At 68.3% G+C, this 15922-nt stretch carries 12 protein-coding genes; 8 read left to right on the plus strand and 4 right to left on the minus strand.

Annotation, left to right across the window (positions count from 1 at the left end; all coding sequences use genetic code 11):
* Window positions 1–7 precede the first annotated feature (7 nt).
* From Q0579_RS18150 to Q0579_RS18165, 4 genes are all read left to right on the plus strand, one after another.
* Window positions 8–1348 carry a dicarboxylate/amino acid:cation symporter gene (locus Q0579_RS18150; RefSeq protein WP_298815318.1) on the plus strand — a complete coding sequence of 447 codons (1341 nt, stop codon included), beginning with the start codon at window positions 8–10 and terminating at the stop codon, window positions 1346–1348.
* A gap of 279 nt (window positions 1349–1627) precedes the next feature.
* Window positions 1628–3973, plus strand: a complete 2346-nt coding sequence (locus tag Q0579_RS18155) for a glycoside hydrolase family 3 protein (RefSeq protein ID WP_298815352.1) — start codon at window positions 1628–1630, stop codon at window positions 3971–3973.
* Complete coding sequence (locus tag Q0579_RS18160; RefSeq protein WP_298815320.1) at window positions 3973–5079, plus strand: SGNH/GDSL hydrolase family protein; 1107 nt, start codon at window positions 3973–3975, stop codon at window positions 5077–5079. The genes Q0579_RS18155 and Q0579_RS18160 overlap by 1 nt, the downstream gene beginning before the upstream one ends.
* 20 nt (window positions 5080–5099) lie before the next feature.
* Complete coding sequence (locus Q0579_RS18165; RefSeq protein WP_298815322.1) at window positions 5100–5837, plus strand: polysaccharide deacetylase family protein; 738 nt, start codon at window positions 5100–5102, stop codon at window positions 5835–5837.
* A 10-nt stretch (window positions 5838–5847) separates the two neighbouring features.
* On the opposite strand, the gene Q0579_RS18170 is transcribed toward Q0579_RS18165, so the two are convergent.
* Window positions 5848–7344, minus strand: a complete 1497-nt coding sequence (locus tag Q0579_RS18170; RefSeq protein ID WP_298815324.1) for a peptidase S10 — start codon at window positions 7342–7344, stop codon at window positions 5848–5850.
* Window positions 7345–7402: 58 nt separating this feature from the next.
* Entirely contained in the window at window positions 7403–7588 is a 186-nt protein-coding gene (locus Q0579_RS18175) for a helix-hairpin-helix domain-containing protein (protein ID WP_298815326.1), read from the minus strand.
* Window positions 7589–7671: 83 nt separating this feature from the next.
* On the opposite strand from Q0579_RS18175, the gene Q0579_RS18180 reads away from it, so the two are divergent.
* The gene (locus tag Q0579_RS18180) at window positions 7672–8229 is read left to right on the plus strand and encodes a transcriptional regulator (RefSeq protein ID WP_298815328.1); all 558 of its coding nucleotides are present in this window, start codon (window positions 7672–7674) and stop codon (window positions 8227–8229) included.
* Between the two features lie 36 nt (window positions 8230–8265).
* On the opposite strand, the gene Q0579_RS18185 is transcribed toward Q0579_RS18180, so the two are convergent.
* Together Q0579_RS18185 and Q0579_RS18190 are read right to left on the minus strand one after the other, a co-directional pair.
* On the minus strand, window positions 8266–9087 hold the full coding sequence (locus Q0579_RS18185; protein ID WP_298815330.1) for a shikimate 5-dehydrogenase: 822 nt from the start codon (window positions 9085–9087) through the stop codon (window positions 8266–8268).
* A complete protein-coding gene (locus Q0579_RS18190; protein ID WP_298815332.1) occupies window positions 9084–9743 on the minus strand; it encodes a TetR/AcrR family transcriptional regulator in 660 nt (219 codons plus the stop codon). Before Q0579_RS18190 ends, Q0579_RS18185 begins: the two co-directional genes overlap by 4 nt.
* A gap of 89 nt (window positions 9744–9832) precedes the next feature.
* Here Q0579_RS18190 and Q0579_RS18195 point away from each other — a divergent pair, with 89 nt between their 5' ends.
* From Q0579_RS18195 to Q0579_RS18205, 3 genes are read left to right on the plus strand one after another with little or no spacing between them, the layout of a single operon-like run.
* Complete coding sequence (locus Q0579_RS18195; RefSeq protein WP_298815334.1) at window positions 9833–11029, plus strand: efflux RND transporter periplasmic adaptor subunit; 1197 nt, start codon at window positions 9833–9835, stop codon at window positions 11027–11029.
* Window positions 11030–11035: 6 nt separating this feature from the next.
* Window positions 11036–14251, plus strand: coding sequence for an efflux RND transporter permease subunit (locus Q0579_RS18200; RefSeq protein ID WP_298815337.1), 3216 nt, complete (start codon window positions 11036–11038; stop codon window positions 14249–14251).
* A 3-nt stretch (window positions 14252–14254) separates the two neighbouring features.
* Window positions 14255–15799 carry an efflux transporter outer membrane subunit gene (locus tag Q0579_RS18205; RefSeq protein WP_298815339.1) on the plus strand — a complete coding sequence of 515 codons (1545 nt, stop codon included), beginning with the start codon at window positions 14255–14257 and terminating at the stop codon, window positions 15797–15799.
* The last annotated feature ends 123 nt before the right edge of the window (window positions 15800–15922 follow it).

Genomic DNA, 15922 nt, shown 5'->3' on the forward strand with positions numbered 1-15922 from the left:
GCCGATCATGCAACCGTCCATCCCCACCGCCGACCATGCCGCGCCGCCGGCGCACAAGCCGTGGTACGCGCAGCTCTATCTGCAGGTGCTCACCGCGATCCTGCTCGGCGTGCTGCTCGGCCACTTCTACCCGCAGACGGGTGAGGCGATGAAGCCGATCGGCGACGGCTTCATCAAATTGGTCAAGATGATCATCGCGCCGGTCATCTTTCTCACCATCGTCACCGGGATCGCGGGGATGCGCGATCTCGGATCGGTCGGGCGTGTCGCGGGCAAGGCGTTCGCTTATTTCCTGTTCTTCTCCACGCTGGCGCTGTTCGTCGGCATGGCGGTCGCCAATGTCGTCCGGCCGGGCAGCGGCCTCAATATCGATCCCGCCTCGCTCGACGCCGGCAAGGTCGCCGATTACGCGAGCAAGGCGCACGAAACGACGCTGACCGGCTTCCTGCTCGGCGTCATTCCCGACACGTTTCTGGGCGCGCTGACCGCGGGCAATATCCTGCAGACATTGTTCGTCGCGATCCTGTTCGGCATCGGGCTCGCGCTGATCGGCGACCGTGGCGAGCGATTGCTGGGCGCGCTCGAGGACGTCTCGCTCGCGGTGTTCAAGGTCGTCGCCATCCTGATGCGCGCGGCGCCGGTAGGTGCGTTCGGCGCGATGGCGTTCACGATCGGCAAGTACGGCGTCGGCACGCTCGCCAATCTTGCCGCGCTCGTCGCGACTTTCTACGCCACCTCGTTACTGTTCGTGCTGGTGGTGCTGGGCATTGTCGCACGGCTGGCGGGCTTCTCGATCCTGCGCCTGATCGCGTATCTCAAGGCCGAGCTGCTGCTGGTGCTCGGCACGTCGTCGTCGGAGAGCGCGCTTCCCTCGCTGATCGAGAAAATGGAGCGCGCGGGCTGTCCCAAGTCGATCGTCGGACTGGTCGTGCCGACCGGCTATTCGTTCAACCTCGACGGCACCAACATCTACATGACATTGGCCGCCCTGTTCATCGCGCAGGCGTGCAACGTTCACCTGAGCTTTGGCGAGCAGTTGCTGCTGCTGGGTGTCGCCATGCTGTCGTCGAAGGGTGCGGCCGGCGTGACCGGCGCTGGGTTCATCACGCTTGCCGCCACGCTGTCGATCGTGCCCTCCGTGCCGGTCGCGGGCATGGCGCTGATCCTGGGCGTCGACCGCTTCATGTCCGAGTGCCGCAGCCTCACCAACTTCATCGGCAACGCGGTCGCAACCGTCGTCGTCTCGCGCTGGGAAGGAAAGCTCGATGCCGAGCAGCTCCATGCCGCCTTGTCCGGCCGCGCGCCGCGCGTCGACCAGCAGGCGGCGGACGCGATCCACGCGGGTTAGCGCCCGCCCCAGCACCCACCCGCGTGGCTTCCACGCACGGCCGCTATGCGACCTCGACGTGCTTGTGACCGTCCGACGCGCCGATTAGGGCTCGCGCAAACGGCATGCGCGGCATCGGTGTCGGCGCATCGGGGAGGAAGCATGGGAAGGTTCAGGAACGGGGTCGCGGCGGCCTTGCTCGCGAGTGCGGCGGCAGTCTCGGCGCAGACCGGCGGTGCGCCCGCGACGACGACCGCTCCCTCGGCGATCGCGCATCCCGATCAATGGCCCGCGCTCGCGATGAAGCGTCGGCGCGACCCCAAGGTAGAGGCGCGCGTCGACGCGATGCTCCGCCGCATGAGCGTGGAGGACAAGGTCGGCCAGCTGATCCAGGTCGACATCGCCTCGATCACGCCGAAGGATCTGGAGACGTACAAGCTCGGCTCGATCCTGAACGGCGGCAACTCGGCGCCGGGCAACGACGAATTCGCGCCCGCGCCCGAATGGTTGAAGCTGTTCGACGCCTTCTACGACGCCTCGGTGAAGCGCAGCGACGGCCGCCCGGTCGTGCCCGTCATCTGGGGCACCGACGCGGTCCACGGCGCCAACAACATCGTCGGCGCGACGCTGTTTCCGCACAACATCGCGCTCGGCGCCGCGCGCGACCCCGACCTCGTCCGCCGCATCGGCGCGGCAACCGCGGCGGAGACGGCGGCGACCGGCATCGACTGGAGCTTCGCGCCGACCGTCGCCGTCGTGCAAGACGACCGCTGGGGCCGCACCTACGAGAGCTATTCGGAGGAGCCCGCGGTCGTCGCCTCCTACGCCGGTGCGATGGTGGAGGGCATCCAGGGCCGTGTCGGCGGCGATTTCATGCGCCCCGGCCACGTCATCTCGTCGGTGAAGCACTTCCTCGGCGACGGTGGCACCGGCGGGCGTGACCAGGGCGACACGCGCGTGAGCGAGGCGACGCTGCGCGACGTCCATGCCGCGGGCTACATGACCGCGCTGCCCGCCGGCGCGCTGACCGTGATGCCCAGCTTCTCGAGCTGGAATGGCGCCAAGCTGACCGGCAACAAGTCGCTGCTGACGGGTGTGCTCAAGGAGCGCTGGGGCTTCGACGGCTTCACCATCGGCGACTGGAACGCGCACGGGCAGGTGCCGGGCTGCACCAACGAGGATTGCGCGGCGGCGATCAACGCGGGCCTCGACATGTTCATGTATTCCGGCCCCAAGTGGAAGGAGCTCTACGCCAACACCCTGCGCGAGGCGAAGGCGGGCACGATCCCGGCGGCGCGATTGGACGATGCGGTGCGCCGCATCCTGCGCGTCAAGGTGCTGGCGGGCACGTTCGATGCCGGTCGCCCGTCGTCGCGCCCGTTCGCGGGCAAGTTCGACCTGCTCGGCAGCCCCGAACACCGCGCGCTCGCGCGGGCGGCGGTCCGCGAGTCGCTGGTGTTGCTCAAGAACAACGGCGTGCTGCCGATCAAACCGGGCGCGAACGTGCTGGTCGCGGGCGCGGGCGCGGACGATATCGGCCAGCAGGCGGGCGGCTGGTCGATCACCTGGCAGGGAACGGGCGTCACCAACGCCAACTTCCCCAACGGCCAGTCGATCTGGGGCGGCCTGTCGGAGGCGGTGCGCGCGAGCGGAGGCACCGCGACGCTGTCGGCGAGTGGCAGCTTCACGACCAAGCCCGATGTCGCGATCGTCGTCTTCGGAGAGGCGCCCTACGCCGAATTCTCGGGCGACCGCCCGACGCTGGAATACAGCCCCGACGACAAGTCGAACCTGGAGCTGCTGCGCCGGTTGAAGAAGGCGGGCGTGCCGACCGTGTCGGTGTTCCTCTCGGGCCGCCCCTTGTGGGTCAACCCGGAGCTGAACGCGTCCGACGCCTTTGTCGCCGCCTGGTTGCCCGGCACCGAGGGCGGGGGCGTCGCCGACGTGCTGGTGGCGGGACGCGACGGCAAGCCCAAGGCCGATTTCCGCGGCACGTTGTCGTTCTCGTGGCCCAAGCGGCTCGACCAATATGTGCTCAATCGGCGCGATCCGAACTACGATCCGCTGTTTCCGTTCGGCTACGGCCTGTCCTACGCCAAGGGCGGGCAGGTGCCGACGCTTGACGAGGCGCGGCCGGCGAACGCGGGCGGTGACCAGAACGCGCTGTTCGTGCGCGGGCGCCTGGCCCCCGGTGCGACGCTGCGCTCCAGCGGCGCGGTGACGCAGGCGCGCGTCGATCGCCAGGCGCAGGAGGATAGCGTGCGGCTCGCCTTTACCGGCGCGGGTGAACTGGCGGTGCAACAGGCGCAGCCGATCGACCTGTCGCGCGAATCGAACGGGCAGTTGAGCCTGATCCTCGACTATCGCGTCACGCGCGCGCCGACCGGCACCGTGACGCTCGGCATGGCGGCAGCGGGGGCGGGCGGACGCACCGCGAGCGTGCCGATCACGGGCGCGCTGCGCACCGCGGGCAGCGACTGGACCGAACTGGCGGTGCCGCTGCGCTGCTTCGCCGACCAAGGCGTCGACATGGCGCATGTCACGCGCCCGGCGGTGATCGCCGCCACCGGCGCGGCGGGCATCGACTTGTCGGGCATCCGCGTCGCCAGCGCCCCGCCCGGACCCGTGAGCTGCGGCCAGCGCTGATGCGGCGGGCCCTGCTCGCGGTGCTGGGCGCGTCGGCGATCGCCGCCGGCGCGCCGCCGCGGGTCGAGCGGCTCGCCGCGGAGCCCGCGGGTACGATCGCGCTGCCGATGCGCGTCGTCGGCCGAGCCGAAGCGGCTGGGCACGGGATGATCCGGCGGCAATGGCCGGGCAGCTACGTCGAGACACGGTTCAGCGGCCGTGCGGCGATGTTCCGTGTCGGGGCCGGAGAAGTTTCGCTTCGCGTCACCGTCGACGACGGTGCACCCATCGCGCTCGTCCGGCCCGCGCCCGGGCTCTATCGCGTCGGTCCGCTCGCACCGGGCGGGCACGTCCTGCGCGTGCAGGCGATCAGCGAGAGCCAGGCAGGGCCGACCGTCTTCGGCGGCTTTCGCGCCGCCGCGGGCACGCGCGCGCTGCCGCCGGCCGTGCCCGCTCGCCAGATCGAGTTCGTCGGCGACTCGCACACGGTCGGCTACGGCAATCGCTCGACCAGGACCGCATGCAGCACGCAGGAGGTGTGGAACACCACCGACACCGCGCGCGGGCTCCCCGGCCTGTTGGGCGAACGCTATCACGCCGATTATTGGGTCAATGCGATCTCGGGGCGGGGCGTCGTGCGCAATTACGACGGTGACCCGTCGGACACGCTGCCCGCCGTCTATCCGTTCACGCTGTTCGACAAGGCGCGGCGCGCGGCCGATGCGGACTGGCATCCGCAGGTGATCGTGGTCGCGCTCGGCACCAACGACTTCTCAACCGCGCTCCACGCCAACGAGCGCTGGAAGACGCGCGCCGCACTGCACGAGGACTTCGAGCGCAGCTACGCGCGTTTCCTGTCGAAGCTTCGCAGTCGGAACCCGCATGCGCTGATCGTCGTCTGGGCGACCCCGATCGCGCAGGGTGAAGTGATCGCGGAGGCGCGCGCGACGGTGGCGCGGCTGACGCAGGCGGGCGAGCGTCGCATCGCGTTCGTCGCGGTTGACGGGCTCGGCTTCGGTGGCTGCAACGGCCACCCCGACCTCGCCGACGACGCCAGGATCGCAGGCGCGGTGGCCGCGCAGATCGACGCGCGACGCGGTGTCTGGAACGCGGGCATGTCGCGGTGACGGGGCGGATACGCGCACTCGTGGCGGCGGCGGCCGTGCTCGCCATGCTGCCCAGTATCGCACAGGCACGCGGCACCGTGGTGCTGACCTACGACGACGCGCTGCCGTCGCAGCTCGACCACGCGGTTCCCGCGCTCGACGCCGCGGGGTTGAAGGCGACGTTCTTCCTGTCGGCGGTGCGCGAGGCCGACGTACCGCGCTGGCAGGCAGTGGCGCGACGCGGGCATGAGGTGGCCAATCACACGATCTTCCATCCCTGCGCCGCCGCCAAATTCCCCGCGGATCCGCATTTCACCAGCGAGGCTTATTCGCCCGCCAGCATGATCCGCGAGATCGCGCAACAGAACACCTTGCTGCGCGCGCTCGACGGTCGCGCACGCCACGGCTTCGCGATGCCGTGCGGCGAGCATCTGGTCGGCGGGGAGGATTACCTGGAGCCGCTGCGCGCCGCGCACATCGTCGATTATGCGCGCGGCGTGAGCATGGACGACGCGCAGGTGCGCGCCGGTCCCGCGCACGTCGATGCGATGCACGTCCCCGCGCGCGGGTTCGCCGAGGGTACGACCCTCGACCAACTCGTCGCATTCGCGCGCACTGCGGAGACGAGCGGTGGCTGGGCGGTGTTCCTGTTCCACGGCATCGGCGGCGATCAACTGAGCGTCGATGCCGCGACGCACCGCGCTTTTCTGGCCTGGCTGCGGCAGCACCGCCGGACGATCCGCGTCGCCACGCTGCGCGACGCACTCGCCCTGCGGTGAGCGCGCGCGGCTAGCGGTACAAGGCGCGCGCGTCGTTCTTGAACGCGGCCCCGCTGTCGCCGCGGCTGTAAAACATGTGCCCGCCGGGATAGACCTTTAGCGCGACACGCTCGGGCTGGCCGAACGCGGGCATCTGATCGACGATCAGGCGTGAGGCGAAGAACGGACACGACAGATCGTCCCAGCCGTGCACGATCATCACGCGCATCTTGGGATCGTTCGCGATCGCCTTGCGCAGGTCGGTCACGGGCGTGTCGTTCGGCTTGCCGCGGTCCCACGCCTCGTTCACCGCATAGGACAGGGCATTGTAGCGCGCGTCGGTCTTCCAGCCGACCTCGCGCGTGACGAAATCGACCATCGCGCTTGTCGTCGGCGCGATCAGCGCGTCGAGGATGGGATCGTTCGATTCCTGCCGGGGCGACCAGGGGAAGGGGTCGAACGCGGTGACGTTCGAATCGTACACGCTGCCGATCGTCCCCTCGCTCCGGTGCACCTCGCGCAGAAAGGTGCGGCTGTCGACGCGCCCGCCCAGCCGCTGGACGAGCGCGGGGTCGAGCCCGGTCAGCTGCGTGACGCGCTGCACGATCCGGCTCGTCGCCTGCGGGTCGGAGCGCCCACGCAGCAGGTCGCGCGCGAACTCGCCCCGGGTGTAATCCTCGACCTCCGCCATCGCCTGCGGGGTCAGCCGATGCTGCCGCTCCAGATTGGCTGCCGCCATCGACGGCAGGTCGATCATCCACGGCAGCGGCGATAATGCGGTCGCGCCGTCGCCGACCGCGGGGTCGAGGTAGGGCGACACCATGATCAGCCCGTTGACCCCGACGCCGATCTGCGATTGCAGTTCGTAGGCGATGCGCGGCGCGCGATACCCGCCGTAGCTTTCCCCCATCACATATTTGGGCGAGCGCAGCCGGCCTTCCTTGACCAGCCAGTCGTAGACCACCTTGGACAGATATTTGATGTCGGGGTCGTTGGCGTAGAACGCCTTTTTGGTCGCGTCCGCGTCGACCAGGCTGCGGCTGAACCCCGTGCCGATTGGATCGATGAAGACGAGGTCGGTGAAATCGAGCCAGGTGTTGGGATTGTCGGCCGCGATTGGCGCATCGGACGGCGCGTCGCCCTGCGCGCCGAACTGCACCCGCTTGGGGCCGACCGCGCCCATGTTGAGGTAGACCGACGCCGCACCCGGTCCGCCGTTGAACGCAAAGGTGACCGGCCGCGCGGGGTCGCGGCCGGGGACGGTATAGGCGGTATAGACGACCTGCCCGATCTCCTTGCCCGTCTCATCACGCACCGCGATCGTGCCCACGGAAGCACGGTAATCGAGCACGCGCCCACCGACGCGCACGCGCTGCGCGATCGAGCGGTCGGCTGGAAGCGGCGGCAGCTTCACGCCGTCGTCGGTCTTCTTCTCGACAGTGGTGGTGGTCTTGTCGGTCTGCGCCAGCGCCGGTGCGGTGAGCGCGACCAGCGATCCTGCGGCAAGCAGGCGGATGAATGGTGACACGGATACTTCCCCTTTGACGCAGCAGCTTAGCCGCTGCGCGCGCCGGGGCAAGCGCGCCTCACTCCACGCGCAGATGTTCCTCGACGCCATCGGTCTTCTGCGCCAGACCCGGCACCTCGTTCAGGTGGCGCAGCTCGCCGAAACCGCCGCGTTCCTCGCGGTAGCGCACGATCTCCGCGCCATGCCCCGCCAGTTGCGGCACGGCGTCGAGTTGGTCGGCGGTGGCGGTGTTGAGGTCGATCATCGCGGAACACACCCTGGCTGGTCACGGCACGCGTCAACGCATTCTCCACGGCTCCGATCCGCCCCGTCCGGCGTTGGGGCACGATGCTGGTGTTCCTCGACTTCGAAGCCTCCTCCTTGTCCAAGCAAAGCTATCCGGTCGAGGTCGCCTGGGTGTTCGAAGACGGCCGCAGCGAGAGCCATCTGATCCGCCCCGCCCCCCAGTGGAACGATTGGGACAGCGCGGCCGAGGCGATCCACGGCATCACGCGCGCCGAACTGGAGGCCGCGGGCGCCGATCACGCGACCGTCGCCCGGCGCATGCTCGACCGATTGACCGGCCACGACCTGCTGGCGAGCGCGCCGTCGTGGGACGGCAAGTGGTTGAGCGCGCTGCTGCGCGCCGCCAAGCTGCCGCGCCACAGCCTGCGGCTGCGCGACAGCGACGACGCGCACCGCGAGCGCGCGCACGCCATCCTCTCTCGCGCGCTGTCGGGCAATGCGCTGGCGTCCGCCGTCGCCGACGTCCTCGAGCAGAGCGAACCACGCCGCGCGGGCGAGCCGCCCGCCCACCGCGCGCTCGCCGACGCGGAGGAGGAACGCGCCCGGTGGCTCACGATCGGCGCGCTGGCCGAGGCACGCGCCCGTCGCGAAACGCCCTGATCTGCGCCGTTCCCCAAGAGGGAGGGGACGAACGCCTCAGTCGATCTCCCCGCGCGCGAACGCCGCCGCGTGCGCGACCTCGTCGTCGCTCGGCCGCACACCGGTGTAGAGCACGAACTGCTCCAGCGCCTGTAACACCGCGACGTCCGCGCCCGCGATCGTGGTCTTGCCGGCGGCTCGGGCGGCGCGCAGGAACGGCGTCTCGGCCGGGATCGCCACCACCTCGAACGCGACCGCGCAGCGCGCGATCACCTCGGGCGGGAATGCCAGCGCGTCCTCGTCGCCACCACTCATCCCGATCGGTGTCGCGTTGACGAGCACCGCCGCGGCGTCGCCCATTTCCGCCCGCCAATCGAAACCGTAGCCGTCCGCCAACGCACGGCCCTTCGCCTCATTGCGCGCCACGATCACCCCGCACCGATGCCCACGATCCCGAAGCGCCGCGGCCACCGCCTTCGCCATCCCGCCCGATCCGCGCAGCACGAAGGAGAGCGCCGGATCGACACCCCCCCGGTCGAGCAAATCGCGCACCGCGCTGTAATCGGTGTTGTACCCAGTCAGCTGCCCGTCATCGTTGACGATCGTGTTGACGCTGTCGATCGCCGCGGCCGATCCGGCGAGCGCGTCGATGAGCGGGATCACCGCTTCCTTGAACGGCATCGACACCGCGCAGCCGCGCACGCCCAGCGCGCGGATGCCGCGCACCGCACCCTCCAGGTCGGTCGTCGTGAACGCCTTGTAGACGTAATCGAGCCCGAGCCGCTCGTAGAGCCGGTTGTGGAAGCGCGAACCGAACTGGCCCGGCCGTGCCGCCAGTGACATGCACAGCAGCGTGTCGCGCCCGATCGGCGGCTTCACGCGGTCGCCTCTGCGCAGGGAGCATCGCTGCGCTCGTTGCTACACAGCGCGTCGATCTGCGACTCGATGCACGCCAGCAGCGGGGCGAACACCGCGCGGTCGACCTGGCCCGGCCACAACACGCGAAGTTGCATCACGCCCCAGGACACGGTTAGGATCAGGTTGGCGACGGTGGCCAGCCGGTCGTCGGCGACATCGTCGGCGGCGATGATCCGCAGCGCCAGCACCAATTGCTGGCGCAATCGCTGATCGATCATGTGGAAGATCGCGGCGATCCGCTCGTTGCGCGCCGCCTCCGCAGTGATTTCGGCGAAGATGCGTGCGTCCTGCACCTCCTCGCAGGCGACGAAGTCGGCGATCCAGGCGCGTACCGCGGCATGGTCGCCGTTCGCGCATGCGCTGCACAGCACGCCGTCGTACAGGAACTCGTCGAGGTCCTGTTCCACCATCGCCGCGACGATCGCCTCCTTGTTGGCAAAATCGCGGTAGATCTGCCCGACCAGCACGCCCGATGCCTTGGAGATCTGCGCCATGCCGGTGTTATGGAACCCGGCGTCGGCGAACAACTGGCGCGCGGCCTGGATCACCTTTTCACGGCGAGCGTTTGCTTTCTCGTTGCGCTGGCAAGCCGCGGGGGCGGTGTCGGAACCGGTCATCATCTCCTTCCCATATTGACGCTGTCGCTTCTTCGCAGTAGCAGCATTCGTGAGTGATCGTTCATTCACACATTTTTCCCGGGAAGTCCATGCTGATCAATCGTTTCGCACTTGCCGCGATGCTGGTGGTGCCACTTGCCGCGTGCGGCGGGAACAAGGAACAGGCGCAGCAGCAGCCCGCCGGGCCGCCGCAGGTCGGCGTGGTCGCGGTAAAAAGCGAAGCGGTGACGCTGACGACGGTGCTGCCCGGCCGAACGGTGGCGTATGAAACGTCCGAGGTGCGCCCGCAGGTCAACGGCCTGATCCTGGCGCGCCTGTTCACCGAGGGCGATCAGGTCACCAAGGGCCAGCCGCTCTATCGCATCGATCCGCAACCCTACATCACGCAGGTAGCGAGCGCGCGCGCCGCACTCGCCCGCGCCCGCTCGGCCATCGCTTCCACGTCCGCGCTCCAGCGTCGCTACGGCGAGCTGGTGAAGATCAACGCGATCGCGCGGCAGGATTACGAGAATTCGATCACTCAGGCGCAGCAAGCGCGCGCCGATGTCGCCGCGCAGGAAGCCGCGCTCCGCTCGGCGCAGATCGACCTGTCGCGCACCACAGTGCGCGCGCCGATCTCGGGCCGGATCGGTCGCTCGATCGCGACCACGGGCGCGCTCGTCACTTCGGGGCAGACGACCGCGCTCACCACCATCCAGCGGCTTGATCCGATCTACGTCGACGTGCCGCAATCGAGCGCCGACCTGCTCGCGCTCCGTCAGAAGATTGCCGCTGGCGACCTGTCGCGCGGCGGGCAGGCCGCGCGCGTGCGGCTGCGGCTGGAGGACGGCTCGGTATACCCGATCGAGGGCACGCTCCAGTTCGCCGACGTGAGCGTCGATCCCGCCACCGGGACGCAGACGATTCGCGCGCGCTTCCCCAACCCGCGCGCGCTGCTGCTGCCAGGCATGTACGTCCGCGCCGAACTAATTGAAGGCACGCAGGGCGACGCGCTGCTCGTTCCGCAGCGTGCGGTGCAGCGCGACGAAAAGGGCAACCCGACCGTGATGGTCGTGGGTGGGGACAATAAGGTGCAGGTGCGGACGCTGACCGCGCCGCGCACGATCGGCGAGAACTGGCTCGTCACGGCTGGACTGAAGGCGGGTGAAAAGGTGATCGTCGAGGGCGGCATGATGCTGCGTCCCGGCATGCCGGTAAAGGCGGTCGCCTGGAACCCGAACGCGAAACCCGGCGGTCAGCCGGGGCAGGGCGCCGGTCAGCCGGCGTCGCAGCAGGAAGCGAAGTAAGCCCTTATGGCACGCTATTTCATCGATCGGCCCATCTTTGCATGGGTCCTGGCGATCGTCGTCATGCTCGCCGGGGTGCTCGCGATCCGCTCGCTGCCGATCTCGCAATTCCCTGCGATCGCGCCGCCTGCGGTGTCGATCACCGCGACCTATCCCGGCGCCGACGCGGCCACGCTCGAGAATACGACGACGCAGATCATCGAGCAGCAGATGAAGGGGATCGATCACCTTCGCTACTTCTCCTCCTCGTCCTCGTCCGCGGGCACTGTCACCATTACGCTCACCTTCGAGCAGGGAACCGACCCCGACACCGCGCAGGTTCAGGTGCAGAACAAGCTGCAGGCCGCGACTCCGCTGCTGCCGCAGGAAGTCCAGCGCCAGGGGATCATCGTCGCCAAGGCGACGCAGAACTTTCTGCTGTTCGTCGGCCTGTACTCGGAAAATGGTCAGCACGACGCGATCGACCTCGCCGATTACGTCGCATCCAAGATGCAGGATCCGCTGTCGCGCGTCAGCGGCGTCGGCGACACGCAGATTTTCGGGTCGCAATATGCGATGCGCATTTGGGTCGATCCGCTCAAGCTCAACAACTACGCGCTGACGATGGCGGACGTGACGAACGCCGTCACCGCGCAGAATGCCCAGGTCTCGGCCGGGCAATTGGGCGCGCAGCCAGCACCCAAGGAGCAGATGCTCAACGCCACCGTGTCGGTGTCGTCGCGGCTGACCTCGCCCGAGGAGTTCGGGCGCATTCGCCTGAAAAGCGGCACTGACGGTTCGGTCGTCCGCCTGAGCGACGTGGCACGCGTGGAGATCGGCGCGGAGAACTACGGCTTCTCGGCGCAGTGGAACGGCAAGCCCGCCTCGGGCATCGGCGTCAAGCTCGCCCCGGGCGCCAACGCGCTCGACACCGTCGACGCGGTCAAGGCGCGCATGACCGAGATCGGCAAGCAACTGCCGCCCGACGTGAAGGTGATCTTCCCGTACGACACCTCGCCGTTCGTGCGTTTGTCGATCGAGCAGGTAATTCACACGCTGGTCGAGGCGGTGGTGCTTGTGTTCCTCGTCATGTTCCTGTTCCTGCAGAACTGGCGCGCGACGATCATCCCGACCATCGCGGTGCCGGTGGTGCTGACCGGTACGTTCGCGGTGCTGGCGATCGCGGGCTATTCAATCAACACGCTGACCTTGTTCGGCATGGTGCTCGCCATCGGTCTGCTGGTCGACGACGCGATCGTGGTGGTCGAGAACGTCGAGCGTTTGATCGTCGAGGAGCATCTGTCGCCCAAGGAAGCGGCGCGAAAGTCGATGGACGAGATCACCGGCGCGCTGATCGGCATCGCGCTGGTGCTGTCGGCGGTGTTCCTGCCGATGGCATTCTTCAGCGGCTCGACTGGTGTCATCTACCGCCAGTTCTCGATCACGATCGTGTCGGCAATGGTTCTGTCGGTCGCGACCGCGCTGATCCTGACTCCAGCGTTGTGCGCGACGATTCTCAAACCGCATGATCCGAACAAGGCCGAGGGCAAGGGCCCGCTCGCGCGCTTCTTCCGCTGGTTCAACGATCGCTTCGATCGCGGGCGCGATCGCTACGAAAAGGGCACACGGGCCACCGCGCGGCGCTGGGGCCGGTCGCTGGTCGTCTATGCGCTGATCGTCGGCGGCATGATGCTGCTGTTCGCTCGGCTGCCGTCGGGCTTCCTGCCCGAGGAGGATCAGGGCGTGATGATCGCGCTGGTGCAGGGCCCGCCGGGCGCCACCACCGAGCGCACGCAAAAGGGCCTCGACCTCGTGCGCGATCATTTTCTCAGCAAGGAAAGTGGCGCGATCCGCGGCGTGTACACGATCAACGGGTTCAGCTTCGCAGGAACCGGCCAGAACAGCGGTATTGCCTTTATCCCGATGAAGGAATGGAAGGATCGTCCGGGTGCGGAGAACCGCGCGCAGGCCGTCGTGGGTCGCGCGATGGCCGTGCTCGGTCGCTACGCCGACGGCATGATCTTCGCGGTCATCCCGCCGGCGGTGCAGGAACTCGGCAATGCGTCGGGCTTCGACCTCCAGTTGGTCGACGAAGGCGGGATCGGCCACGAGAAACTGCTCGCCGCGCGCAACCAGCTGCTCGGCATGGCGTCGCAGAACAAGTCGCTGGTCGGCGTGCGCCCGAATGCGCTCGACGACGCGCCGCAGCTCAAGATCAACGTCGACCAGGACAAGGCGCGCGCGCTCGGCCTCGATCTGTCGTCGGTCAACAGCACGATCGCGACCGCCTGGGGTGGCTCCTACGTCAACGACTTCATCGATCGCGGGCGCGTGAAGCGCGTCTACGTTCAGGTCGACGCGCCCTACCGCTTGCGGCCGGAAGACGTGGCAAGCCTGTACGTCCGCGGCACCGACAATGCGATGGCGCCGTTCACCGCTTTCTCGACCACCTCGTGGCAGCAGGGTGCGACGCAGCTCACGCGCTACAACGGGCAACCGTCGATGGAGATTCTGGGTCAGCCGGCGCCTGGCGTCTCGTCGGGCACCGCGCTCCAGGTGATGAACGACCTCCATGCCAAGCTGCCGCCGGGCACGCGGCTGGAACCGACCGGGCTCAGCTACGAGGAACAGCTATCCGGTGGTCAGGCGCCCGCGCTCTATGGCCTGTCGCTGCTAATCGTGTTCCTGTGCCTCGCGGCTCTGTATGAAAGCTGGTCGGTGCCGATCTCGGTCATGTTGGTCGTGCCGCTGGGCGTGATCGGCGCGCTGCTGGCGGCGTGGCTGACCGGGCTCAACAACGACATCTACCTGCAGGTGGGCTTGATCACCACGATTGGCGTGTCGGCGAAGAACGCGATCCTGATCGTGGAATTTGCAGAGGAGAAGATGCGCGACGGATTGTCGGCGTTCGATGCCGCAATCGAGGCGGCGAAAATCCGGCTGCGCCCGATCCTCATGACCAGCTTGGCGTTCATCTTCGGTGTGCTGCCGCTCGCCATCTCGACCGGCGCGGGCGCCGGTGGGCAGAATGCGATCGGCCGTGCGGTCGTCGGCGGCATGCTTACCGCGACCGTGTTCGCGATCTTCTTCGTGCCAATGTTCTTCGTCGTCGTCCTGCGCCTGTTTGGGCAGGGCGGCCACGCGGAGCCGGCCGCACCCGACGCGCCGGACGGCAGCGACGGCAATGATCGCCTCCGCAACCATGACACGAACCAGGGCCGCCCCGCGGTCGAGGGAGCCTGACCTGTGACCCGCTCCGTTATCCTCGCCGCGCTGGCGCTGTCGACCGCGCTCGCCGGGTGCAACCTCGCGCCCAAGTATGAACGCCCGACTGGCGCGGTGCCCGCTGCACTGCCGCAGGGCGGCATTTACCCCCGCGCGGCGAGCGACGTGGCCGACGTGTCTGCGATCGGCTGGCGCGACTTCTTCCTCGACCGGCGTCTCAGGCAGGTGATCGAGACCGGGCTCGCCAACAACCGCGACCTGCGGATCGCGGCGGGCAACGTGCTCCAGGCGCGCGCACAATATCGCATCCAGCGTTCCGACTTGGTGCCAACGACGACGCTGTCGGGCTCGGCAACCTATACCAACAACATCTTCGGCGCGACCGGGGCTAGCGCCGGTACGGGCGCAGGCGGTGCGACGGGCGGCGGCGCGGGAACCGGCACGGGTGGCAGCACCGGCTCGGGCGTGGGCGGTGGGATCGGTGGCAGCGGCACCGGGGCAGGGGTCGGCGGTGCGGGCGTCGGCTCGTCGTCGTCCAACATCGAATTCTATTCGGTCAACGCCGGCTTTTCCTCGTTCGAGCTTGACCTGTTCGGTCGCGTCCGCAACCTAAGCCGCGCCGCGCTGGAGCAGTATTTCGCGACCGAAGAAGCGCAGCGCTCGGCGCGGATCAGCCTGATCGCGGAGATCGCGACCGCGTGGCTGACGCTCGCCTCCGACCAGGAGCAGTTGCAGCTATCGCGCCGCACGCTTCAGACCTTCGGCGAAACGCTGCGGCTGACGCAGGCGCAGTTCCGCATCGGCGTCGCTTCCGAGCTCGAGGCGCGCCAGGCCGAGACCAACTACCAGTCGGCACGCAACGACATCGCGACGCTCACCACGCGAGTCGCGCAGGACCAGAATGCGCTCAACCTGCTGGTCGGGACGACCGTGCCCGCGGAGCAACTACCCGCCGGACTGGGTCAGGCGTCATACACGCGCGACTCGCTGCCGGGCGATGTTTCGTCCGAGGTGCTGCTGCGGCGGCCCGACGTGCTCCAGGCCGAGCACCAGCTGATCGCGCAGAACGCCAATATCGGCGCGGCGCGCGCGGCGTTCTTCCCGCGCATCTCGCTCACCGCTACAATCGGCACGATCTCGACCGCGCTATCGGGTCTCTTCGGTGGCGGTAGCTTCACCTACACGGGCGCGCCATCGGTCGGCCTGCCTTTGTTCGACGGGGGCGCGATCAAGGGCAACCTCGACTACGCGCGCGCGTCGCAGCAGGTTGCGGTCTCGACCTACGAGCGAGCGATTCAAACGGCGTTCCGCGAAGTAGCCGATGCGCTCGCGCAGCGCGGCACGATCGGCGAGCAGGTGGCGGCCCAATCGGCGCGCGCCAATGCCGCGCAGGTCGCGGCACGTTTGTCGGAGGCGCGCTACCGGGCTGGAGTCGATTCGTTCCTCGTTTCGCTCGACGCGCAGCGAACCGCTTATGCAGCGCAGCAGCAGCTCGTTACCACACGTCTTAACAGCGCCAGCAACCTGGTTGAGCTCTACCGCTCGCTGGGCGGTGGCATCAACTGACCGGCAAGCGGCTCGTGAGATGCCCCTATGAGGTGCTCACGAGCCCGGTGACGCGGGTTTGAGACGAATCTGCAACTTTTCTGCAAAAACCGTTTGACGGTATCGTGGTGGTCCCCTAGATGG

It is taken from the genome of uncultured Sphingomonas sp. (assembly GCF_936927845.1).
Lineage (GTDB): Bacteria > Pseudomonadota > Alphaproteobacteria > Sphingomonadales > Sphingomonadaceae > Sphingomonas.